The organism is Raoultella sp. T31 (assembly GCF_002806725.1).
Taxonomy (GTDB): Bacteria; Pseudomonadota; Gammaproteobacteria; order Enterobacterales; family Enterobacteriaceae; genus Klebsiella; species Klebsiella electrica.
This window is the reverse complement of the sequence record NZ_PIBO01000006.1, coordinates 13,723-35,918: the sequence shown is the minus strand read 5'-3', so window position 1 is coordinate 35,918 and position 22,196 is coordinate 13,723. Positions and strand designations below refer to the sequence as shown.

The window sequence follows — 22,196 nt, the reverse complement described above, 5'->3', positions numbered from 1 at the left end:
GCAACGGGGCGCTCAGGGCCCGGCCAGGTTATTGCGGGCGCTCTTTTTGCGGAAAGCGTCGACGTACTAGTACGAAGAATAGCGGAACGAAGAAAATAGCCAGAATGGTGGCGGAAATCATCCCGCCCATCACCCCGGTGCCGACGGCATGCTGACTACCAGAACCGGCGCCGGTGCTGGTCGCCATCGGCAGGACCCCAAAAATAAAGGCCAGCGACGTCATCAGGATCGGACGCAGACGCTGGCGACAGGCCGACAGCGTGGCGGCGAGTAAATCTTCCCCTTTCTCGTTGAGCTCATTCGCAAACTCGACGATCAAAATGGCGTTTTTCGCCGACAGGCCGATGACCGTCAGCAGACCAACCTGGAAATACACGTCGTTTTCAAGGCCGCGCATCCAGGTAGCCAGCAGGGCGCCGATAACGCCCAGCGGCACCACCAGCATGACCGAGAAGGGGATAGACCAGCTCTCGTACAGCGCTGCCAGACACAAGAACACCACCAGCAGCGAAATGGCGTACAGCGCCGGGGCCTGCGCGCCGGACAGCCGTTCCTGGTAGGACATGGCCGTCCAGTCGAGCCCAAAGCCGTTGGGCAACTGTCTGGTCAGATCTTCCATGATAGCCATCGCGGTACCGGTACTGATGCCCGGAGCCGCTTCACCGATGATTTCCACCGCCGAGTAGCCGTTATAGCGTTCCAGGCGCGGGGAACCGGTTTGCCAGCGCGAGGTGGCAAATGCCGAGAAGGGCACCATCGTGCCGCTGCTATTGCGCACGTACCACTGATTAATATCGTCAGGCAGCATGCGGTAAGGGGCGGCGGACTGCACGTAGACTTTCTTTACCCGACCGCGGTCCATAAAATCGTTTACGTAGCTTGAGCCCCAGGCGGTCTGCAAGGTGTTGTTGATATCATCAATGGCAACGCCCAGCGCCTGGGCTTTTCGCTGATCGATATCAATCTGCAGCTGCGGGCTGTCGTCAAGGCCGTTATGGCGCACCCGGGTCAGCCGCTCATCTTTCGCCGCCAGATCGAGCAGCGTGTCGCGGGCTGCCATGAGTGCCGCGTGCCCGTTGCCGGCGTGGTCTTCAAGTTCCATATCAAAACCGGCGGAACTGCCCAGCCCGCTGATTGCCGGTGGGTTAGTGGCGAAGACGCGCGCCTCGTTAATGTTGTTAAAGGCTTTTGTCGCGCGTTCAATGATCGCAAACGAGGTGCCGGTTTTCGCATCGCGTTCATCCCAGTCTTTCAGGCGGATAAACATGCGCGCGACGTTCTGACCGTTGCCTCCCGGACCAGAACCTACGGTAGCGAAAATCGAAGCAACGTTGGCCTGTTCGTGGCTAAAGAAATAGTCCTCAACTTTTTGCACGACTTTTAAGGTCTGCTGTTGCGTTGCGCCGCTCGGCAATTGCACGGAGGTCAGAAACATGCCGCGGTCTTCCTGAGGCAGGAACGAAGTCGGGAGGCGTAAGAACATAAAGACCATCCCGCCCAACAGCAGCGCGTAGATCGCTATCCAGCGCAGCGAACGGTGAAGAATTTTGCCCACCGCGGTTTCGTAGCGGCTGGCGTTGCGGTTGAACATACGGTTAAACCAGCCAAAGAAGCCTTTTTTCCCGTGCTCCTCGCCCTTCTTCATCGGTTTTAGCAAGGTGGCGCACAGTGCCGGGGTGAGGATCATGGCCACGAGTACCGACAGCACCATCGCCGAGACGATGGTAATAGAAAACTGGCGATAAATGGCGCCGGTTGTGCCGCCGAAGAAGGCCATCGGGATAAAGACCGCCGACAGCACCATGGCGATCCCGACCAGCGCCCCCTGAATCTGGCCCATGGATTTTCGTGTCGCTTCACGCGGCGAAAGACCCTCTTCGCTCATGATGCGCTCAACGTTCTCGACGACCACGATAGCGTCATCCACCAGCAGGCCTATCGCCAGCACCATCGCGAACATCGTCAGGGTATTGATACTGTAGCCGCAGGCAAACAGGATGGCGAAGGTCCCCATCAGAACCACCGGTACGGCAATAGTTGGGATGAGCGTTGCGCGGATATTTTGCAGGAACAGGTACATCACCAGGAAAACCAGCGCGATAGCTTCCAGCAACGTTTTCACCACGTCATGGATAGAGGCCTTGACGAAGGAGGTGGTTTCGTAGGCAATTTTATATTCAAGGCCGTGCGGAAAATACTGCGACAGCTCATTCAGACGATTGAGCACCAGCTCCGCGGTCTGCATTTCGTTTGCCCCGGAGGCCAGTTGCACGCCCAGGCCGGAGGCCGGGTTGCGGTTGTAGCGGCTGAGGTAATCGTAGCTTTCCGCGCCCAGTTCGACTTTCGCCACATCGCCGAGCGTCACCAGCGAACCGTCCGGATTAACCCGCAGCGTAATATCGCGGAACTGCTGCGGCGTTTGCAGCAGCGACTGGGCGTTAATGGTGGCATTGAGCGACTGATTATTAACCGACGGCGTACCGCCAAGCTGGCCGACCGCAATCTGTGCGTTCTGCGATTTGATGGCGTCGGTGACATCTTTTGCCGTCATCTGTACGCTGGTGAGTTTGGCCGGATCCAGCCAGATGCGCATTGAGTATTGCGAGCCGTAGGCCGTAATGTCGCCAACCCCGTTAACGCGGCTGAGCGGCTCCTGAACATTACTGGCCACATAGTCGGCGATATCCTGCTTATCCATGCTGCCGTCAGTCGAGACGAACGCGATAGTCAGAATGTTGGTATCACCGGTTTTACGTACCGTCACCCCCTGATTTTGCACATCCTGGGGCAGTTTTTTCATTGCCGATTGCAGCTGGTTTTGTACCTGCTGCATGGCTTCGTTGGGGTCCGTTCCGGCGGTAAAGGTCAGCGTAATCGTCGCCTGACCCGAAGAGCTGCTCTGGGAAGACATATACATCAGGTTATCGAGGCCGGTCATGTTTTGTTCGATAACCTGGGTGACGGTATTTTCCAGCGTTTGCGCGGAGGCCCCCGGATAATTGGCGGTAATGCGCACATTAGGTGGCGCAAGATCGGGATACTGCTCAACGGGAAGTGACAAGATTGCGAGCGTGCCGGTCAGACAGAGCAGGATCGCCAGAACCCACGCGAAAATGGGGCGATCGATAAAAAAATTCGCCATCAGAATTGAGACCTCATTGTGTACATTTTTATTACCGCACAGTCTGTGACACTCTATAGGCAACTCCACCGACAAACGTGGAGAAATTAAGGAGATAGTGTAATTTATCGTGTGGCTTTAGCGACACTGTAAATAACTTTCCGACTCTCTGCGCAAAACCCCAACATACCCCGAGTCTGCTTGTCATGGTCAGACTTTTTCTGCTTGCTTCGTTAAATAAAACGCAATTTCATTTAAGTCAAAGAATTTGATCCAAAACGGGTTATCGCGAGAAAAATAATATTCCGGGCAAATGAACATTGTTCCTGCCCCGTTTTGTCGGGTAATAAATAGTCATGCGAATTGAGGGGTTATTAACCGAAGACCGAAGGATACCATGAACCACTTTATTATCAGCGATAGTCGCAAATGCATCGGCTGCAAAGCCTGCGAAGTGGCCTGCGTGATGGCGCACAACGGCGAACAGCACGTCCTGACCCCGCAGCGCTTCTTACCGCGCATAACCGTGATGAAGCACGAGCAAAAACGTAACGCAATAACATGTCGCCATTGTGAAAGCGCCCCCTGCGCCCGCAGTTGCCCGAATGATGCCATTCACCAGATAAATGACAGCGTGCAGGTTGACGAGGAAAAGTGCATCGGCTGTAAATCCTGCATGGTGGCCTGTCCGTTTGGCGTCATGACGATCGTGCTGTTACCGGCGGAGCCGGGGAAAGTGAAAGCCAGCGCGCATAAATGCGATCTGTGCAGCGGCCGTGAAGGCGGGCCATCCTGCGTGCAACACTGTCCGGCGCAGGCGCTGCAGCTGGCGACGGAAGCGACCCTTTCCACGATGGCCAGACAGCGGCGCCTGAGTACGGCGCGGCTGGATGCGCAGCCGTGGCATGCGCATCCAGTCGATATGCCATTAGCGGAAGCTGTCACCAAAGTCAGCCAGATGGCGGCAACGCCATCGCGCAACGAGGCGGATAAACGGGCCGCAGCGGTCCGTAAGAGGGATTTTGCCGAGATAGTTCAGCCCTTTAACGCCGGACAGGCGCAGCAGGCCTCGGCGCGCTGCCTGCAGTGCGGTGAACACAGTATCTGCGAATGGACCTGTCCGCTGCATAACCATATTCCCCAGTGGATTGAACGGGTACAAGCGGGGGATATCGACGCCGCCGTGACGCTGTCCCATCAGACCAACTGCCTGCCGGAGATAACCGGCCGCGTTTGCCCGCAGGATCGCCTGTGTGAAGGGGCCTGTACGCTGCGTGATGAACATGGCGCGGTGACCATCGGCAACATCGAGCGCTATATCTCCGACCAGGCGCTGGCGCAAGGCTGGCGGCCGGATCTCTCCCGGGTTGTCGACAGCGGAAAAAAAGTCGCCATTATCGGCGCCGGGCCTGCGGGGCTGGCCTGCGCTGACCGGTTGATCCGAAACGGCGTGCAGCCGGTGGTCTTTGACCGTCATCCGGAAATTGGCGGGTTGCTGACTTTCGGCATTCCGGCCTTCAAGCTGGAAAAGTCGCTGCTGGCCCGGCGCCGGGAGATTTTTACTGAAATGGGTATCCGCTTTGAACTGGAGTGTGAAGTGGGCAAGGACGTGGCGTTAACCACCTTGCTGGCCGAGTACGACGCGGTATTTATCGGCGCCGGAACCTATCGTTCCATGAAAGCGGGGCTGCCGAATGAAGAGGCCCCAGGCGTTTATGACGCGCTGCCGTTCCTGATTGCCAATACTAAGCAGGTTATGGGGCTGAGCGAGAAACCGGAAGAGCCATACATCAATACCCGCGGACTGAATGTCGTGGTGCTGGGGGGCGGCGATACGGCGATGGATTGCGTGCGCACCGCGCTACGTCACGGGGCGAAAAAGGTGACCTGCGCCTATCGTCGCGATGAGGCCAATATGCCGGGGTCGAAAAAAGAGGTGAAAAACGCGCGTGAAGAGGGGGCGGAGTTCGAATTTAACGTTCAGCCGGTGACGCTGGAGCGGGATAGCGACGGCCGGGTCAACGGCGTACGGTTTCTGCGCACCCAGCTGGGCGAACCGGATGCGCAGGGGCGTCGCAGCCCATCGCCGCTGCCGGGCAGCGAGTTCGTGATGCCGGCCGATGCGGTGATCATGGCTTTTGGATTCCATCCCCACGGGATGCCGTGGCTGGAGTCCGTCGGCGTACAGCTCGATAGCCGGGGGCGGATTAAGGCCAGCGTCGAGAGCCGCTACCGCTATCAGACCACGCACGACAAAATTTTTGCCGGCGGAGATGCCGTGCGCGGCGCCGATCTGGTGGTGACGGCGATGGCCGAAGGTCGTCATGCTGCGCAGGGGATTATGGATTATCTCGGCGTAAAATCGGCGCTGCTTCACTAACGACAAACCCGGCTGCGCAGCGTAGTATGACAGCGTCATTCCACGCTGCGGGGCCGTATGTCACTCAACATCAACGTTATCAAAGATAAACTCCTCTCTGAAAACTACTTTATTTTGCGCAATATGACCTACGAGCTGACGCGTAGCGACGGCAGCGTGGTCCGTCATAAGCGCGAGGTGTACGATCGCGGCAACGGCGCTACGGTGCTGTTGTATAACCGCCGTAAGCAAACCGTCGTGCTGGTCCGTCAGTTTCGTGTCGCCACCTGGGTCAACGGTAACGAGGACGGGATGCTGATTGAAACCTGCGCCGGGTTGTTGGATAACGACGAGCCCGAAGCCTGTATCCGCAAAGAGGCCATCGAAGAGACCGGATACGAAGTGGGCGATGCGCATAAGCTGTTCGAGCTGTATATGTCTCCCGGCGGGGTGACCGAAATTGTTCACTTCTTTATCGCCGAGTACAGCGATGCGCAGCGTAAAACGCGCGGCGGCGGCGTTGAAGATGAAGATATCGATGTGCTGGAGCTGCCTTTCAACCAGGCGTTGCAGATGGTTGCCAACGGCGAGATACGCGATGGAAAGGCGGTGATCCTGCTGCAATACCTGCAAACATCGGGACTGATGGCGGGGTTATCTGATAAATCTGATTGAGTAACGTGCTGCCGTTGGTGAAGATGACCGCTGTTCTGAGCGTTCTTCTCTGGGGTTGTGCCGCGCATGCTTTATCGGGTTCTTTTTTTTCTGTTTTGCGGTTTGCTACCGACGTCGCGAGCGTGGGCGGCGCCGGTGCAACGGCTATTCGGTGACTGGCTGGTCACCTGCAATAATCAGAATTTCTGCGTCGCCCGCAACGTTGGTCTGCATCATGGGCTGGTGATGACCCTCAGCCGCAGCGCCGGCGCCGTTACCGATGCCAGCCTGCGCATTGAGCTGGGCGGTATCGGTAATCCGGTTGCCGCTCTGGCGCCGATCGCGCCTCGTCTTCTGCTTGACGGTAAACCGCTGGCGTTGACCGATAAACACTGGCAGGTTGCGGATAAGCTGATCAACACCGGGGATAGCGTGACGATCGATGCTTTTCTCCAGCAGGTGCAGGAAGGGCGGGCGATAACCCTGGTTAACGGTCTGCAAAGTGTTTCTCTGCAAGGGCTGAAGGCCGCGTTGCTGTTCATCGATAGCCATCAAAAGCGTGTCGGCAGCGAAACCGCCTGGGTGGGGAAGGGCGAAGGGCCGCCGCTTAGCGTGCCGCCGGCACCTGCGCTGCGGGCGGTTGGCAAAGTCGACTTTTCGCCATCACCGCTCAGTCGGGAGGAGCTTAATGACCTGATGGATTACGGCAACGAGCGGATGAACAACAGCGCCTGTTCGCTGGACCCTCTCCGCCGCGAGATTCGCCTCACCGCGTTGACGGATGAGAAGGTATTACTGATGGTCAGCTGCGAAGCCGGGGCGTACAACACCATCTGGCTGGCCTGGCTGGTGTCGCGCCAGCAGCCGTATGTGGCCTGTCCGGTCCGTCTGACGCTGCCCTTCCAGCCGCCGGGCAATGCGGAGCGTGATATTGAACTGATTAATGCCAGTATTGATGAGCGACGTCATGAGCTGGTGACGCTGGATAAAGGGCGCGGCCCCGGCGATTGCGGGGTTCAGACCCGCTGGCGCTATGATGGCCAGCGGTTTAGCCTGGTTCGCTATGCGCAGCAGCCGCAGTGCGATAACTGGCAGGGGCCAGATGCCTGGCCCACGCTATGGGTTACCCGTTACATATTTCATCCGCAAGACTGACGATATGCTCGGCGGTGAAGCCAAAGAACGGGAAGAGTTTATCCGCCGGCGCCGATTCACCGTAGCTTCTCATGCCCACGATGGCGCCCTTCAGCCCGACATATTTATACCAGTAGTCGGCGATACCGGCCTCAACGGCAATTCTGGCGCTGACGTTAGCCGGAAGAACCGACTCCCGATATGCCTCATCTTGCGCATCGAAAACATCGGTTGAGGGCAGAGAGACAACCCGCACGTTAACCCCTTTGGCGAGCAGTTTTTCCGCCGCCAGCACGGTTATCTCCACTTCGGAACCGGTGGCTATCAGGATTAAATCCGGTTTACCCCCCGCGTCTTTCAGCACGTAGCCGCCGCGGGCAATGTCCTGCACCTGTTGCGGCGTCCGCGCCATTTGCGCCAGATTTTGCCGCGACAGAATCAGCGCGGTGGGACCGGTTTGTCGTTCAATCGCCGCCTGCCACGCGACCGCCGTTTCGACTTGATCGCAGGGGCGCCAGGTACTGAAGTTCGGCGTCAGCCGCAGACTGGCCAGCTGTTCGACCGCCTGATGAGTGGGGCCATCTTCCCCTAGCCCAATCGAGTCATGGGTATAGACCATTATCTGTCTGGCCTTCATCAGCGCCGCCATGCGCGCCGCGTTACGCGCATATTCGACAAACATCAGGAAGGTGGACGTATAGGGGATAAAACCGCCGTGCAGGGCAATGCCGTTGCCGATCGCCGTCATGCCGAACTCGCGCACGCCATAATGAATATAGTTGCCCGCGACGTCCTCTTTAATGGATGTTGAACCGGACCAGATGGTGAGGTTGCTCGGCGCCAGATCCGCCGAGCCGCCCAGCAGCTCCGGCAGAAGCGGGCCATAGGCGTTCAGGGCATTTTGCGACGCTTTACGGCTGGCAATTTTCGCCGGTTCGGCCTGCAGTTGCGCGATGTAATCGTGCACCGCATCGCCCCAGTTCTCCGGCAGCGCGCCGTCCATTCTGCGTTTCAGTTCCGCCGCCAGGTCAGGATACTGCTGCTGATAAGCGGCGAACCGCTGATTCCACCTCTGTTCTGCCTGCTCGCCGCGCGGCCGGGCGTCCCATTGCTGATAAATCTCTTTGGGGATCTCGAACGGCGGATAGTTCCAGCCCAGCTTCTCGCGGGTCAAGGCGACCTCTTTTTCCCCCAGCGCTGCGCCGTGGGACTCTTCCGAACCGGCTTTATTCGGTGAACCAAAGCCGATCACGGTGCGGCAGATGATCAGCGAAGGTTTATCCGTGACGCTTTGCGCCTCGAGAATCGCCTGTTTCATTGCCTGCGGGTCGTGGCCGTCAATATCGCCAATCACGTGCCAGTGATAGGCCCGAAAGCGCGCGGCGGTATCGTCGGTGAACCAGCCGTCGGTTTTACCATCGATTGAGATGCCGTTATGGTCGTAGAAACCGATCAGCTTGCCGAGCCCCAGCGTCCCCGCCAGCGAGCTGGCTTCGTGGGAAATCCCCTCCATCAGACAGCCATCGCCCATAAACACCCAGGTATAGTGATCGACAATGTCATGGCCGGGACGGTTAAACTGCGCCGCCAGGGTGCGTTCGGCAATCGCCATGCCGACGGCGTTAGCCAGCCCCTGGCCAAGCGGGCCGGTGGTGGTCTCGACGCCGGGGGTATATCCGTGCTCCGGGTGGCCGGGCGTTTTCGAATGGAGCTGGCGAAAGTTTTTCAATTCGGCTAGCGGCAGATCGTAGCCGGTCAGATGCAGCAGGCTATACAGCAGCATCGACGCATGACCGTTAGAGAGTACAAAGCGGTCACGGTCGTACCAGTGCGGATTCACGGGATTGTGTTTAAGGAAATCATTCCACAGGACTTCGGCGATATCCGCCATCCCCATTGGGGCGCCGGGGTGGCCGGAGTTGGCTTTCTGTACGGCGTCCATGCTCAGGGCGCGAATGGCGTTGGCAAGTTCTCTTCGGGACATAATGGACTCCTGAAACAAGATGTTGCATGAGTTTTTGTTGCTTGTCGGTCGAGGCGTTGATGGGGTGGATAACTAAAAAGCATAGCAGACGGGACTCTTGTTGCTTTCGCAATCAGGTTACATAAATATTATAAATCGATAACAAATATACCATTGCGATGGCGAGAGTTTGGCGGTGTTCAAAGTTTGAAAAGCCGTCAGGCGAGATACTATGCGCCACCTTAGGGTGGGCACCAGGATAGTCATTACGCACACCCCCTACGACCGATACGTGAAAGGAACAATAAAATGGATGAGCAGTTGAAACAAAGCGCCCTCGATTTCCATGAGTTTCCCGTCCCCGGGAAAATTCAGGTTGTCCCTACCAAGCCTCTGGCCACCCAGCGCGATCTGGCGCTGGCCTACTCGCCAGGCGTGGCGGCACCTTGTCTGGAAATCGAGAAAGATCCGCTGGCCGCCTACAAATATACCGCCCGTGGCAACCTGGTAGCCGTTGTCTCCAACGGTACCGCGGTGCTGGGGCTGGGGAATATCGGTGCGCTAGCCGGTAAGCCGGTGATGGAAGGCAAGGGCGTTTTGTTTAAAAAATTCGCCGGTATTGATGTGTTCGATATCGAAGTCGATGAGCTGGACCCGGATAAGTTTATCAATGTTGTGGCGGCGCTGGAGCCCACTTTCGGCGGCATCAACCTCGAAGATATCAAGGCGCCAGAGTGTTTCTATATTGAGCAAAAGCTGCGTGAGCGCATGAACATTCCGGTGTTCCATGACGATCAGCACGGTACAGCCATTATCAGCACCGCCGCAATTATTAACGGCCTGCGAGTGGTGGAGAAAAATCTCTCCGACGTCCGGATGGTGGTATCCGGTGCGGGGGCGGCGGCGATTGCCTGCATGAATCTGCTGGTGGCGCTGGGGATGCAGAAACACAATATCGTGGTCTGCGACTCGAAGGGCGTTATCTACAAAGACCGTGAGCCTCACATGGCAGAGACCAAGGCGGCCTATGCGGTAGAGGATGACGGCAAACGCACACTGGACGATGTGATTGACGGGGCGGATATCTTCCTCGGCTGTTCAGGCCCGAAAGTGCTGACGCCGGAGATGGTGAAAAAAATGGCCCGCGCGCCGCTGATCCTCGCGCTGGCTAACCCGGAACCGGAGATTCTGCCGCCGCTGGCGAAGCAGGTCCGCGAAGATGCCATCATCTGCACCGGGCGCTCTGACTACCCGAACCAGGTCAACAATGTGCTGTGCTTCCCGTTCATTTTCCGCGGCGCGCTGGACGTTGGCGCCACGGCGATTAACGAAGAGATGAAGCTGGCGGCGGTCCACGCAATAGCTGAACTGGCGCATGCCGAACAGAGCGAAGTGGTCGCCTCGGCCTACGGCGATCAGGATCTGAGTTTTGGCGCGGAATATATCATTCCGAAACCGTTCGATCCGCGGCTGATCGTCAAGATCGCCCCGGCGGTCGCCAAAGCGGCGATGGACTCCGGCGTAGCCACGCGTCCGATTGCCGACTTTGACGCCTATATTGAGAAGCTCAGTGAGTTTGTCTACAAAACCAACCTGTTCATGAAGCCGATTTTCTCGCAGGCGCGCAAAGAACCTAAGCGCGTGGTGCTGGCGGAAGGCGAAGAGACGCGCGTTCTGCACGCAACCCAGGAGCTGGTGTCGTTGGGGCTGGCAAAACCGATTCTGATCGGCCGTCCGAGCGTGATTGAAATGCGCCTCCAGAAGCTGGGGCTGCAGATCAAAGCCGGCGTGGATTTTGAGATCGTCAATAATGAATCCGATCCGCGCTTTAAAGAGTACTGGGGCGAGTATTACCAGCTCATGAAACGCCGGGGCGTGACTCAGGAACAGGCGCAGAGAGCGGTGATTGCCAATACGACGGTCATTGGTGCAATCATGGTGCACCGTGGCGAGGCGGATGCCATGATCTGCGGTACCATCGGCGACTACCATGAGCATTATGGGGTCATTCAACCGCTGTTCGGCTACCGTGACGGCGTTAGTACCGCAGGGGCCATGAATGCGCTGCTGCTGCCAAGCGGCAACACCTTTATCGCCGATACCTACGTCAATAACGATCCAACGCCGGAGCAGCTGGCGGAAATCACGCTGATGGCGGCGGAAAGCGTGCGTCGTTTTGGTATTGAGCCGCGCGTGGCGCTGCTGTCGCACTCCAACTTCGGCTCTTCTGACTGCCCGTCAGCCAGTAAAATGCGCGAAGCGCTGGAGCGCGTAAAAGCGCTGGCGCCGGATCTGATGATCGATGGTGAAATGCACGGCGATGCGGCGCTGGTAGAAAGTATTCGCCATGAGCGGATGCCGGACAGCCCGCTGAAAGGCTCGGCCAACATTCTGGTGATGCCGAATATGGAGGCCGCGCGCATTAGCTATAACCTGCTGCGCGTCTCCAGTTCGGAAGGGGTGACCGTCGGACCGGTGCTGATGGGAGTGGCGAAGCCGGTACATATTCTGACGCCGATCGCTTCCGTGCGCCGCATCGTCAATATGGTCGCGCTGGCGGTAGTCGAGGCTCAGACTCAGCCGCTGTAAGGGTTTGTCGGGTGGCGCTACGCTAACCCGACCTACAGGAGCGTGAGGGCCGGGCAACAGTATAGTGCGGGCCGGGCAGCAGGATAACGTGAGCCGGGCAAGCCCGTTTTGCGGGATAACGTGACCCGGGTAAGCCCGCTCTGCGGGATAATGTAGGCCGGGCAAGCGGAAGCGCCGCCCGGCATTAAACCTGGCGGTGGTCGAGGCGCAGACTCAGCCGTTGTAGGAGATTTGTCGGGTGGCGCTACGCTAACCCGACCTACAGGATAGTGCGTGCCAGCAGCAGGATAGCGCGGGCCGGGCAGCAGGATAACGTGAGCCGGGCAAGCCCGCTCTGCGGGATAACGTAGGCCGGGCAAGCGGAAGCGCCGCCCGGCTTAAATCCACTCGCGGACCTGGATAAACTCACTCAGGGCAGCCTCCGGGCTGCCTTCTTCCGGCTGGTAGTCATACTCCCAGCGCACCAGCGGCGGCATCGACATCAGAATCGACTCCGTGCGCCCGCCGGTCTGCAGGCCAAACAGCGTCCCGCGATCCCACACCAGATTGAACTCCACGTAGCGGCCGCGGCGATAGAGCTGAAAATTCCGCTCGCGCTCGCCATATGGCATGGCTTTGCGCCGCTCAACTATCGGCAGAAAGGCATCCGTATAGCCGTTACCCACCGCCTGCATAAAGGCGAAGGCGTGGTCAAAATCCGGGGTATTCAAATCGTCAAAAAACAGGCCGCCAATTCCGCGCTGCTCGTGGCGATGTTTAAGGTGGAAGTAGTCATCGCACCATTTTTTATAGCGCGGGTACACCTCTTCGCCGAAGGGCTGGCACAGATCGCGAGCCGTGCGATGCCAGTGAATCGCATCCTCCTCAAAGCCGTAGAACGGCGTCAGGTCAAACCCGCCGCCGAACCACCACACCGGCTCTGCGCCGGGTTTTTCAGCAATGAAAAAACGCACGTTGGCATGGCTGGTCGGCACATAGGGATTCCGCGGATGCACCACCAGAGAAACGCCCATCGCCTCAAAGCTACGGCCGGCCAGTTCCGGGCGATGCGCCGTTGCCGAAGCTGGCATGGCGTCGCCGTGAACGTGGGAGAAGTTCACGCCCGCCTGCTCAAACACGCCGCCATTGCGCAGAACCCGGCTGCGACCGCCGCCACCGCCTTCGCGCTGCCAGCTGTCTTCGACAAATTCCGCGCCGTCAACGGCGCTCAGTTTCTGGCAAATGGTCTCCTGGAGCTGGAGGAGATAGCGTTTTACCTGCTGCGCGTCGGGCTTCATTTACGTCTCTTTGAGTGGGCCTTCTGGTTATCGAACCAGTGGAAGTAGCTGATAATGCCGGAAGCGATCGCGCTGGCGATCTTTTGCCGGAACGCGGTGGTGCCTAACAGTTTTTCTTCGCCCGGGTTGGTGATAAATGAGGTCTCAACCAGTACGGACGGGATTGACGGCGACTTCAATACCACGAAGGCGGCCTGTTCAGTGTTACGGCTATGCAGCTTATGCACCGGCTTAATATTTTTCAGGACATGCGAGCCCAGCGTCAGGCTGTTTTTAATGGTATCGGTCTGCACCAGGTCAAACAGCACCTGCTGCAAAAGATGGTCCTTCGCCGTCGCTTTTTTACCGGCGACCTCATCGGCGCGGTTTTCGCGGTCGGAGAGGTATTTCGCCATGGCGCTACTCGCGCCGCGGTTGGAGAGGGCAAATACCGACGCGCCGGCGGCGCTGGGATTGGTAAAGCCGTCGGCGTGAATCGACATAAAGAGATCGGCGCCGTGCTGGTGGGCAATTTCCACGCGGTCGTACAGCGGGATAAAGGTATCGCCGGAACGCGTCAGGCGTGCATCGATGCCGTTGCTGCGCAGGATGCTGCGGACGTTTTTAGCAATCGCCAGTACGACGTGTTTCTCTTTGGAACCGTTGTGACCGATAGCGCCGGTATCAATACCGCCATGACCCGGGTCGAGCATAACGATACGTTTTGCGCCCGCCTTTTTCGCCGCCGGTTTACTGTGGCCATTGGACGTTGTCAGCGGTTGTTCTTTTGCGATGACCTGCGATGAAACCCCGGAAAGGGTCATGGCAGCCAGTCCTGCTTTCAGCACCTGGCGGCGCGAAGCAAGTATTTTTAAGGGTTTAAAAGTGCTCATTCGGCCTGAATTGCAAACAAGTGGTACCTGGTGTTATATCGTATCGCGTTTCTCGTTACGACCATTCAAAATAAGAATTGTTTTACTTTTCATTTCAATACATGACAGTGCGTATTATGCCATTTTTTCCACTTCATTTCGCCTGATATTGGCTATCCGCTGAAATCGCGCCATAATCGCTGTTTTTAAGCCTGAAAAATGGGGAATACCATGGAGATACGCGTTTTTCGCCAGCAAGATTTCGAAGAAGTGATTACGCTGTGGGAGCGCTGCGAGCTTCTGCGCCCGTGGAATGACCCGGAAATGGACATTGAGCGTAAGGTTAACCACGATGTCAGCCTGTTTCTGGTCGCGGAAGTGAATGGCGAGGTGGTTGGCACGGTGATGGGCGGCTATGACGGTCATCGCGGTTCCGCCTACTACCTGGGCGTGCATCCGGAATACCGCGGCCGCGGTATCGCCAATGCGCTGCTGAACCGGCTGGAAAAAAAGCTCATTGCTCGCGGCTGCCCGAAAATTAACATCATGGTTCGCGATGATAATGAGGTGGTGCAGGGGATGTATGAACGACTTGGTTACGAATATGCCGATGTCCTGAGTCTGGGTAAACGTTTGATTGAAGATGAAGAATACTGAGTTTATCCCCTCTGATTTTGATGCCCACGGTCGGCTCAGGCTGCCGTTTCTGTTCTGGTGCGTCCTGCTGCTGCAGGCGCGGACCTGGGTGCTGTTCATTATGGCGGGGGCCTCCCGTCAACAGGGCGATGTGTTACTGAACCTGTTCTATCCCGATCACAATAATTTCTGGCTGGGGTTATTGCCGGGTATTCCGGCGGTAGCGGCGTTTATCGTCAGCGGGCAGCGGCAGCGTTTTCCCCGTCTCTGGCCGCTAATGCGCTGGCTGCTGGTGCTTTCTCAGACACTGCTGCTGCTCTGGCAACCGCTGCTATGGCTGAGCGGCGAGTCGCCATCGATGCTGACTATCGGCCTGCTGGTCGCCGATCTCTATGCCTTCTGGTGGCTGTTAGCCAACCGTCGGCTCAAAGCCTGTTTTCAGGAAGATCGAGTTTAACGGCACTTTTTGCCGATCCTGCACTCCAACAGGCGTCAAATAAACAAGAAAGGACCGTGTCATGAAATCGCTACGTTTACTTCTCTGCGCGCTACCGCTGGCATTAACCGGCTGCTCCACGATGAGTACGGTTAACTGGTCAGCAGCCTATCCGTGGAACTGGTTTGGTTCCTCAATGGAAGTGACCGAGCAGGGCGTGGGTAAACTGACGGCGGCAACGCCGCTCAATGAACAGGCCATCAGCGATGCGCTTGGCGGGAGTTATCGCCTGCGCAGCGGCATGAAAGCGGCCAACGGTAATATCGTGCGCTACTTTGAGGCGCTGAAAGATGACAAAGTCGCGATGACCATTAACGGCGACGGGGGAACCATCAACCGTATCGAAGTGCGGGATAGCGAGATTAAAACGGAGCGCGGCGTTCAGGTTGGCACTCCGTTTAGCGAGCTGTACAGCAAAGCCTTTGGTCATTGTCAGAAAGGCGCAAGCGATAATGGCACCGTGGTGGAGTGCAAGGCGGACGGCAGTCAGCATATCAGCTACGCCTTTACCGGCCACTGGAATGGTCCGGAAGAGCTGATGCCTTCCGACGACACGCTGAAAAACTGGAAAATCAGCAAAATTATCTGGCGCGGCTAATTTGATCTGAAGGGACACGGCACAGGGAAAAAACGGGTACAATAGCGCGATAAAAGTGCCACAGTGTTGTGGTTGTATCATTTCAGGAGGAGCGATGTCTCAGGTTCAGAGCGGCATTTTGCCGGAACATTGCCGTGCGGCGATTTGGATTGAAGCCAATGTCAAAGGGGACGTCAATGCCCTGCGCGAAGCCAGCAAAGTCTTTATTGATAAATTAGCGACCTTTCAAACGCAATTTCCGGATGCGCAGCTGGGCGCCGTGGTGGCTTTTGGCAATAACGTCTGGCGCCAGCTGAGCGGCGGTGTCGGTGCCGAAGAGCTTAAAGATTTCCCGGTATACGGCAAGGGTCTGGCGCCATCCACCCAGTACGATGTCCTGATTCATATCCTCTCCGCGCGTCATGAGGTGAATTTCTCCGTTGCCCAGGCTGCCGTGGCGGCCTTTGGCGATGTGATTGAAGTGCAAGAAGAGGTTCACGGTTTCCGCTGGATTGACGAGCGCGACCTGAGCGGTTTCGTCGACGGCACGGAAAACCCGGCCGGTCTTGAGACTCGTCGTGACGTGGCGATTATCAAAGATGGCGTGGATGCCGGCGGCAGCTATGTGTTCGTTCAGCGCTGGGAGCATAACCTCAGGCAGTTGAATCGCATGAGCGTGCCGGATCAGGAAATGATGATTGGCCGCACCAAAGAAGCCAACGAAGAGATTGATGGCGACGACCGCCCGGCAACCTCGCACCTGAGCCGCGTCGACTTAAAAGAAGACGGCAAAGGGCTGAAGATTGTACGTCAGAGCCTGCCTTACGGTACCGCCAGCGGCACACACGGCCTCTATTTCTGCGCTTACTGCGCGCGTATCCACAACATTGAACAGCAGCTGCTGAGCATGTTTGGCGATACCGATGGTAAACGCGACGCCATGCTGCGCTTTACCAAACCGGTGACCGGCGGCTACTACTTCGCTCCGTCGCTGGATCGTATTCAGGCGTTGTAACCTTTCCCCTCACCCTGAGCCTCTCCTGGACGGGAAAGGAGCGGGGTGAGTCGCTTTCGGCAAAGCTTTGCCAACTGCTTATTCTCTTTTCGACTTCCAAATCGCCAAACGGTATATAAAACCGTTACTCCTTTCATCGCCGTTATAAATATGATGATCAGCAGAAAATCATCAAATTGATAAGGGTGCGCAATGGCAGTTAAATCACTGAACAAAGGATATCTGGCACTGGCTGCTTCGATGCTGCTGGTTGCGCAGGCGCAGGCGACTGAGCTGCTGAACAGCTCTTATGATGTCTCCCGTGAGCTGTTTGCTGCCCTTAATCCGCCGTTTGAACAGCAGTGGGCGAAAGATAACGGCGGCGATAAGCTGACTATCAAACAATCTCATGCCGGCTCGTCTAAACAGGCGCTGGCTATATTGCAGGGCTTAAAAGCCGATGTGGTGACCTATAACCAGGTGACGGATGTACAGATCCTGCATGACAAAGGCAATCTGATTCCCGCCGACTGGCAAAGCCGTCTGCCGAACAACAGCTCGCCGTTCTATTCCACCATGGCGTTCCTGGTGCGTAAGGGGAACCCGAAGAATATTCATGAGTGGAGCGATCTGGTGCGCCCGGACGTGAAGCTGATTTTCCCGAATCCGAAAACGTCCGGCAACGCGCGCTATACCTATCTGGCGGCATGGGGAGCCGCAGATAAAGCCGACGGCGGCGATAAAGCGAAAACCGAACAGTTCATGACCCAGTTCCTGAAAAACGTCGAGGTATTTGATACCGGCGGTCGCGGCGCGACCACCACCTTCGTTGAACGTGGACTCGGCGATGTGCTGATTACCTTTGAATCGGAAGTGAACAATATTCGCAAACAGTATGAGGACCAGGGCTTCGAAGTCGTCGTGCCGAAGGTCAATATTCTGGCGGAGTTCCCGGTCGCCTGGGTGGACAAAAACGTCAAGGCCAACGGGACTGAGAAGGCGGCAAAGGCTTATCTGAACTGGCTCTACAGCCCGCAGGCGCAGACCATCGTCACCGACTATTACTATCGCGTGAATAACCCGAAGGTAATGGATTCGCTGAAAGATAAATTCCCGCAGACCGAACTGTTCCGCGTCGAAGACCAGTTTGGCTCCTGGCCAGACGTGATGAAAACCCACTTTGCCAGCGGCGGCGAGCTGGACAAACTACTGGCGGCGGGGCGTAAGTAATGTTTGCTGCTGCATCTAAGCGCGTGCTGCCGGGGTTTACCCTGAGCCTCGGCACCAGCCTGCTGTTTGTCTGTCTGATTTTACTGCTCCCCCTGAGTGCGCTGGTGATGCAACTGGCGCAGATGACCTGGAGTCAATACTGGGATGTCGTCACCAACCCGCAGGTGGTAGCGGCCTATAAAGTGACCCTGCTGTCGGCGTTTGTCGCCTCAATTTTTAATGGCGTATTTGGCCTGCTGATGGCGTGGATTCTGACGCGCTATCGTTTTCCGGGCCGTACGCTGCTCGATGCGTTGATGGATCTGCCGTTTGCCCTGCCGACGGCGGTTGCCGGTCTGACTCTGGCTTCCCTGTTTTCGGTTAACGGTTTTTACGGCGAGTGGCTGGCGAAGTTTGATATCAAGGTGACCTATACCTGGCTCGGTATCGCGGTCGCCATGGCCTTTACCAGCATCCCCTTCGTGGTACGTACCGTACAGCCGGTACTCGAAGAGCTGGGGCCGGAATATGAAGAAGCGGCGGAAACGCTGGGCGCCACCCGCCTGCAGAGTTTCCGCAAAGTGGTGCTGCCTGAGCTCTCTCCGGCGCTGCTGGCTGGGATTGCGCTATCGTTTACCCGCAGCCTGGGCGAATTCGGCGCGGTGATTTTTATCGCCGGCAACATCGCATGGAAAACCGAAGTCACCTCGCTGATGATTTTTATTCGTTTGCAGGAGTTTGATTACCCGGCGGCGAGCGCGATTGCGTCGGTGATCCTGGCGGCTTCGCTGCTGCTGCTGTTTTCCATCAACACCCTGCAAAGTCGCTTTGGTCGACGTGTGGTAGGTCACTAATGGCGGAAGTTACTCAATTGAAGCGTTACGATGCTCCCCGCATCAACTGGAGGAAATGGTTTCTGATTGGCACCGGAATGTTGGTTTCTGCCTTCATTCTGATCGTGCCGATGGTCTACATCTTCGTCCAGGCCTTCAGCAAAGGGCTGATGCCGGTGCTGCAAAATCTGGCTAACCCGGACATGCTGCATGCAATCTGGCTGACGGTGATGATTGCGCTGATTACCGTACCGGTTAACCTGGTTTTCGGTACGCTGCTGGCATGGCTGGTGACGCGTTTTAACTTCCCAGGCCGCCAGCTGCTACTGACGCTGCTGGATATTCCTTTTGCCGTCTCGCCGGTGGTGGCGGGTCTGGTCTATCTGCTGTTCTACGGTTCCAACGGCCCGCTCGGTGGCTGGCTGGATGCGCATAACCTGCAAATTATGTTCGCCTGGCCGGGCATGGTGCTGGCCACCATCTTCGTTACCTGCCCGTTTGTGGTGCGTGAGCTGGTTCCGGTGATGATGAGTCAGGGGAGTAACGAAGATGAAGCGGCGATTCTGCTCGGCGCCTCCGGCTGGCAGATGTTCCGTCGGGTGACTTTGCCGAACATCCGCTGGGCGCTGTTGTACGGCGTGGTGTTGACCAACGCGCGCGCTATCGGGGAGTTCGGCGCCGTTTCGGTGGTTTCGGGCTCGATTCGCGGTGAAACTCTGTCGCTGCCGCTGCAGATTGAATTGCTGGAGCAGGATTACAACACCGTCGGTTCCTTTACCGCCGCCGCTCTGCTGACGTTAATGGCTATTTTGACCTTGTTTTTAAAGAGTATGTTGCAATGGCGTCTGGCCAATCAGGAAAAACGCGCGCAACTGGAGGGGAATCATGAGCATTGAGATTGTCAATATTAAGAAATCTTTTGGACGCACTCAGGTGCTGAATGATATCTCTCTGGATATCCCTTCCGGACAGATGGTCGCGCTGCTGGGGCCATCCGGCTCCGGCAAAACCACGCTGCTGCGTATTATTGCCGGCCTGGAGAATCAATCCAGCGGCCATATTCGTTTTCATGGCACCGACGTGAGCCGCGTTCACGCCCGTGACCGTAAAGTGGGCTTTGTTTTCCAGCACTATGCGCTGTTCCGTCATATGACGGTCTTTGAGAACATCGCTTTTGGGCTGACGGTGTTGCCGCGCCGTGAACGTCCGAATGCCGCCGGGATCAAAGCGAAAGTCACCCGGCTGCTGGAAATGGTGCAGCTGGCTCATCTTGCCGATCGCTACCCGGCGCAGCTTTCCGGCGGGCAGAAGCAGCGCGTGGCGTTAGCACGTGCGCTGGCCGTGGAGCCGCAAATTCTGCTGCTCGATGAACCCTTCGGCGCGCTGGACGCTCAGGTGCGTAAAGAACTGCGTCGCTGGCTGCGTCAACTGCATGAAGAGCTTAAGTTTACCAGCGTATTCGTGACCCATGACCAGGAGGAAGCGATGGAAGTAGCCGATCGCGTGGTGGTCATGAGCCAGGGCAATATCGAGCAGGCCGATGCGCCGGAACAGGTCTGGCGTGAACCGTCCACCCGCTTTGTCCTGGAGTTTATGGGCGAGGTTAACCGCCTGAAAGGGATTGTGCGCGGCGGTCAGTTCCATGTCGGCGCCCATCGTTGGCCGCTGGGGTATACCCCGGCTTATCAAGGGCCGGTGGATCTGTTCCTGCGCCCGTGGGAAGTGGATATCAGTCGCCGTACCAGCCTCGATTCACCGCTGCCGGTCCAGGTACTGGAAGCCAGTCCGAAAGGGCACTACACCCAATTAGTTGTTCAGCCATTGGGGTGGTATGACGAACCGCTGACCGTCGTGCTGCCGGGCGATGTCGCGCCGTATCGCGGTGAGCGACTGTTCGTCGGCTTACAGAATGCGCGACTGTATAACGGCAATCAGCGGATAGAGCCGCGTGAGGATATTGCTCTGGCGGAGTCAGCCTGATAGTTTATTGAATATGTTTATCGCCCGGTGACGCTGCGCTTACCGGGCCTACAGTTATCACTACGTCTTGTAGGCCGGGATCGCTGCGCGCAACCCGGCTTTTTTATTGAGTAAAAATCGTGAATACACTTGAACACACTATCGGCAATACCCCTCTGGTCAAGCTTCAGCGCATGGGACCGGACAACGGCAGTGAAATCTGGGTCAAACTGGAAGGCAACAACCCGGCGGGTTCAGTCAAGGACCGCGCCGCGCTTTCAATGATCGTTGAAGCCGAAAAACGCGGTGAAATAAAGCCCGGCGATGTCCTGATAGAAGCCACCAGCGGGAATACCGGTATCGCGCTGGCGATGATTGCCGCGCTGAAAGGCTATCAGATGAAGCTCCTGATGCCGGACAACATGAGCCAGGAACGCCGCGCCGCGATGCTGGCCTACGGTGCCGAACTGATTCTGGTCACCAAAGAGCAGGGGATGGAAGGCGCGCGCGATCTGGCGGCGGAAATGGCTCAGCGCGGCGAAGGGAAATTGCTGGATCAGTTCAATAATCCCGACAACCCTTATGCGCATTACACCACCACCGGGCCGGAAATCTGGCAGCAGACCGCCGGGCGAATCAGCCATTTTGTCTCCAGTATGGGCACCACCGGCACGATTACCGGCGTGTCCCGTTTTCTGCGTGAACAGAATAAGCCGGTGAGCATCGTGGGATTACAGCCGGAAGAGGGCAGCAGCATTCCGGGGATTCGGCGCTGGCCGGCAGAGTATATGCCGGGAATTTTTAATGCTTCGCTGGTTGATGCGGTGCTGGATATTCATCAGCAGGACGCGGAAAACACCATGCGTATGCTGGCAGTGCGGGAAGGGATTTTTTGCGGCGTCAGCTCCGGCGGTGCGGTAGCCGGCGCGTTACGCATCGCGCGTGAAAACCCCGGCGCGGTCGTGGTGGCGATCGTCTGCGATCGCGGCGATCGCTACCTGTCTACCGGGGTGTTTGGCGAAGAGCACTTTAGCCAGGGGGCGGGCATTTAACGGGCAGGCGAGTCCAGCAGGTCGGTACCGTAGGAGTTATCTACGGTACACAGCCAGCGCTGCTCCTGGCGGCGAAAAACATAGGTGGCGTGGCGCGTGACCTGGGTGGTTCCCCCCTCCGTCGTCGGGATATCCAGCCGGGTTTCCATAATCACCAGCGCAGTGTCGCCGCCTTCCAGTATCTCCATCCTGCCTTGCGTCACCACCAGCCGGTGCTGAAAGTAGTCGGCAATGGCGAGAAAGGCTTTACGGATGTTCTCCTTGCCTTTCACGACCCGTTCCGGCGTCACCACCAGCAGGGCATCCTCGGCGTAATAGTCCATTAACGTCTCGTAGTCTTCCTGCGATATCGCGCGGTCACACGCTTCAATGACGGCTTTGAGCGGCGGGTTTACCATGAATGCCTCCGGGGGTAGCGTAGAAAATGGGTCAGCAGATTAGCGAGAAATGTCCACCGCTTCTGGCTCATCTCGCGATAATCCTGGCAGCGGA

General features: G+C 57.3%; 18 protein-coding genes. 13 read left to right on the top strand and 5 right to left on the bottom strand.

Features of this window, described 5'->3' with window-relative positions; all coding sequences use genetic code 11:
* Positions 1-28 precede the first annotated feature (28 nt).
* The gene (acrD, locus tag CWM52_RS05960) at positions 29-3,142 is read right to left on the bottom strand and encodes a multidrug efflux RND transporter permease AcrD (protein ID WP_100683250.1); all 3,114 of its coding nucleotides are present in this window, start codon (positions 3,140-3,142) and stop codon (positions 29-31) included.
* 376 nt (positions 3,143-3,518) lie between these two features.
* On the opposite strand from acrD, the gene aegA reads away from it, so the two are divergent.
* From aegA to CWM52_RS05945, 3 genes are all read left to right on the top strand, one after another.
* Positions 3,519-5,501 carry a formate-dependent uric acid utilization protein AegA gene (gene aegA, locus CWM52_RS05955; RefSeq protein ID WP_100683249.1) on the top strand — a complete coding sequence of 661 codons (1,983 nt, stop codon included), beginning with the start codon at positions 3,519-3,521 and terminating at the stop codon, positions 5,499-5,501.
* 57 nt (positions 5,502-5,558) lie between these two features.
* Complete coding sequence (nudK, locus tag CWM52_RS05950; protein WP_100683247.1) at positions 5,559-6,155, top strand: GDP-mannose pyrophosphatase NudK; 597 nt, start codon at positions 5,559-5,561, stop codon at positions 6,153-6,155.
* Positions 6,156-6,221: 66 nt separating this feature from the next.
* Positions 6,222-7,289 carry a DUF1176 domain-containing protein gene (locus CWM52_RS05945; RefSeq protein WP_100683246.1) on the top strand — a complete coding sequence of 356 codons (1,068 nt, stop codon included), beginning with the start codon at positions 6,222-6,224 and terminating at the stop codon, positions 7,287-7,289.
* Here CWM52_RS05945 and tkt read toward each other — a convergent pair.
* Positions 7,258-9,252 (bottom strand): transketolase, encoded by a 1,995-nt coding sequence (gene tkt / locus CWM52_RS05940; RefSeq protein ID WP_100683244.1) that lies wholly within the window; start codon positions 9,250-9,252, stop codon positions 7,258-7,260. The two genes, CWM52_RS05945 and tkt, sit on opposite strands and share 32 nt — an antisense overlap.
* Before the next feature lie 288 nt (positions 9,253-9,540).
* On the opposite strand from tkt, the gene maeB reads away from it, so the two are divergent.
* Positions 9,541-11,820 carry an NADP-dependent oxaloacetate-decarboxylating malate dehydrogenase gene (maeB, locus tag CWM52_RS05935; RefSeq protein WP_100683243.1) on the top strand — a complete coding sequence of 760 codons (2,280 nt, stop codon included), beginning with the start codon at positions 9,541-9,543 and terminating at the stop codon, positions 11,818-11,820.
* 377 nt (positions 11,821-12,197) lie between these two features.
* On the opposite strand, the gene hemF is transcribed toward maeB, so the two are convergent.
* The gene (gene hemF / locus CWM52_RS05930; protein WP_100683241.1) at positions 12,198-13,097 is read right to left on the bottom strand and encodes an oxygen-dependent coproporphyrinogen oxidase; all 900 of its coding nucleotides are present in this window, start codon (positions 13,095-13,097) and stop codon (positions 12,198-12,200) included.
* Positions 13,094-13,969, bottom strand: a complete 876-nt coding sequence (gene amiA, locus CWM52_RS05925; RefSeq protein ID WP_100683240.1) for an N-acetylmuramoyl-L-alanine amidase AmiA — start codon at positions 13,967-13,969, stop codon at positions 13,094-13,096. The genes hemF and amiA overlap by 4 nt, the downstream gene beginning before the upstream one ends.
* A gap of 210 nt (positions 13,970-14,179) precedes the next feature.
* Between amiA and CWM52_RS05920 the strand changes: the two genes are divergently transcribed.
* From CWM52_RS05920 to cysM, 9 genes are all read left to right on the top strand, one after another.
* Positions 14,180-14,605, top strand: a complete 426-nt coding sequence (locus CWM52_RS05920) for a GNAT family acetyltransferase (protein ID WP_100683238.1) — start codon at positions 14,180-14,182, stop codon at positions 14,603-14,605.
* Positions 14,592-15,041 carry a DUF2919 domain-containing protein gene (locus CWM52_RS05915; protein ID WP_100683236.1) on the top strand — a complete coding sequence of 150 codons (450 nt, stop codon included), beginning with the start codon at positions 14,592-14,594 and terminating at the stop codon, positions 15,039-15,041. Before CWM52_RS05920 ends, CWM52_RS05915 begins: the two co-directional genes overlap by 14 nt.
* Before the next feature lie 61 nt (positions 15,042-15,102).
* On the top strand, positions 15,103-15,678 hold the full coding sequence (locus tag CWM52_RS05910; RefSeq protein ID WP_100683235.1) for an RpoE-regulated lipoprotein: 576 nt from the start codon (positions 15,103-15,105) through the stop codon (positions 15,676-15,678).
* Between the two features lie 94 nt (positions 15,679-15,772).
* Complete coding sequence (locus CWM52_RS05905; RefSeq protein ID WP_100683234.1) at positions 15,773-16,672, top strand: Dyp-type peroxidase; 900 nt, start codon at positions 15,773-15,775, stop codon at positions 16,670-16,672.
* A gap of 192 nt (positions 16,673-16,864) precedes the next feature.
* A complete protein-coding gene (locus CWM52_RS05900; protein ID WP_100683232.1) occupies positions 16,865-17,881 on the top strand; it encodes a sulfate ABC transporter substrate-binding protein in 1,017 nt (338 codons plus the stop codon).
* On the top strand, positions 17,881-18,714 hold the full coding sequence (gene cysT, locus CWM52_RS05895; RefSeq protein WP_100683231.1) for a sulfate/thiosulfate ABC transporter permease CysT: 834 nt from the start codon (positions 17,881-17,883) through the stop codon (positions 18,712-18,714). Before CWM52_RS05900 ends, cysT begins: the two co-directional genes overlap by 1 nt.
* Positions 18,714-19,589 carry a sulfate/thiosulfate ABC transporter permease CysW gene (cysW, locus tag CWM52_RS05890; RefSeq protein WP_100683229.1) on the top strand — a complete coding sequence of 292 codons (876 nt, stop codon included), beginning with the start codon at positions 18,714-18,716 and terminating at the stop codon, positions 19,587-19,589. Before cysT ends, cysW begins: the two co-directional genes overlap by 1 nt.
* Positions 19,579-20,673, top strand: coding sequence for a sulfate/thiosulfate ABC transporter ATP-binding protein CysA (gene cysA, locus CWM52_RS05885; protein WP_100683227.1), 1,095 nt, complete (start codon positions 19,579-19,581; stop codon positions 20,671-20,673). The genes cysW and cysA overlap by 11 nt, the downstream gene beginning before the upstream one ends.
* 119 nt (positions 20,674-20,792) lie before the next feature.
* On the top strand, positions 20,793-21,704 hold the full coding sequence (gene cysM, locus CWM52_RS05880) for a cysteine synthase CysM (protein WP_100683226.1): 912 nt from the start codon (positions 20,793-20,795) through the stop codon (positions 21,702-21,704).
* Here cysM and CWM52_RS05875 read toward each other — a convergent pair.
* Positions 21,701-22,102 carry a YybH family protein gene (locus CWM52_RS05875; RefSeq protein ID WP_100683225.1) on the bottom strand — a complete coding sequence of 134 codons (402 nt, stop codon included), beginning with the start codon at positions 22,100-22,102 and terminating at the stop codon, positions 21,701-21,703. The two genes, cysM and CWM52_RS05875, sit on opposite strands and share 4 nt — an antisense overlap.
* Positions 22,103-22,196 lie beyond the last annotated feature (94 nt).

Bases quoted from the DNA above. Each gene is read 5' to 3' on its own strand.
- acrD (WP_100683250.1), bottom strand. From the start codon at position 3,142: ATGGCGAATTTTTTTATCGATCGCCCCATTTTCGCGTGGGTTCTGGCG.
- aegA (WP_100683249.1), top strand. From the start codon at position 3,519: ATGAACCACTTTATTATCAGCGATAGTCGCAAATGCATCGGCTGCAAA.
- nudK (WP_100683247.1), top strand. From the start codon at position 5,559: ATGTCACTCAACATCAACGTTATCAAAGATAAACTCCTCTCTGAAAAC.
- CWM52_RS05945 (WP_100683246.1), top strand. From the start codon at position 6,222: ATGCTTTATCGGGTTCTTTTTTTTCTGTTTTGCGGTTTGCTACCGACG.
- tkt (WP_100683244.1), bottom strand. From the start codon at position 9,252: ATGTCCCGAAGAGAACTTGCCAACGCCATTCGCGCCCTGAGCATGGAC.
- maeB (WP_100683243.1), top strand. From the start codon at position 9,541: ATGGATGAGCAGTTGAAACAAAGCGCCCTCGATTTCCATGAGTTTCCC.
- hemF (WP_100683241.1), bottom strand. From the start codon at position 13,097: ATGAAGCCCGACGCGCAGCAGGTAAAACGCTATCTCCTCCAGCTCCAG.
- amiA (WP_100683240.1), bottom strand. From the start codon at position 13,969: ATGAGCACTTTTAAACCCTTAAAAATACTTGCTTCGCGCCGCCAGGTG.
- CWM52_RS05920 (WP_100683238.1), top strand. From the start codon at position 14,180: ATGGAGATACGCGTTTTTCGCCAGCAAGATTTCGAAGAAGTGATTACG.
- CWM52_RS05915 (WP_100683236.1), top strand. From the start codon at position 14,592: ATGAAGAATACTGAGTTTATCCCCTCTGATTTTGATGCCCACGGTCGG.
- CWM52_RS05910 (WP_100683235.1), top strand. From the start codon at position 15,103: ATGAAATCGCTACGTTTACTTCTCTGCGCGCTACCGCTGGCATTAACC.
- CWM52_RS05905 (WP_100683234.1), top strand. From the start codon at position 15,773: ATGTCTCAGGTTCAGAGCGGCATTTTGCCGGAACATTGCCGTGCGGCG.
- CWM52_RS05900 (WP_100683232.1), top strand. From the start codon at position 16,865: ATGGCAGTTAAATCACTGAACAAAGGATATCTGGCACTGGCTGCTTCG.
- cysT (WP_100683231.1), top strand. From the start codon at position 17,881: ATGTTTGCTGCTGCATCTAAGCGCGTGCTGCCGGGGTTTACCCTGAGC.
- cysW (WP_100683229.1), top strand. From the start codon at position 18,714: ATGGCGGAAGTTACTCAATTGAAGCGTTACGATGCTCCCCGCATCAAC.
- cysA (WP_100683227.1), top strand. From the start codon at position 19,579: ATGAGCATTGAGATTGTCAATATTAAGAAATCTTTTGGACGCACTCAG.
- CWM52_RS05875 (WP_100683225.1), bottom strand. From the start codon at position 22,102: ATGGTAAACCCGCCGCTCAAAGCCGTCATTGAAGCGTGTGACCGCGCG.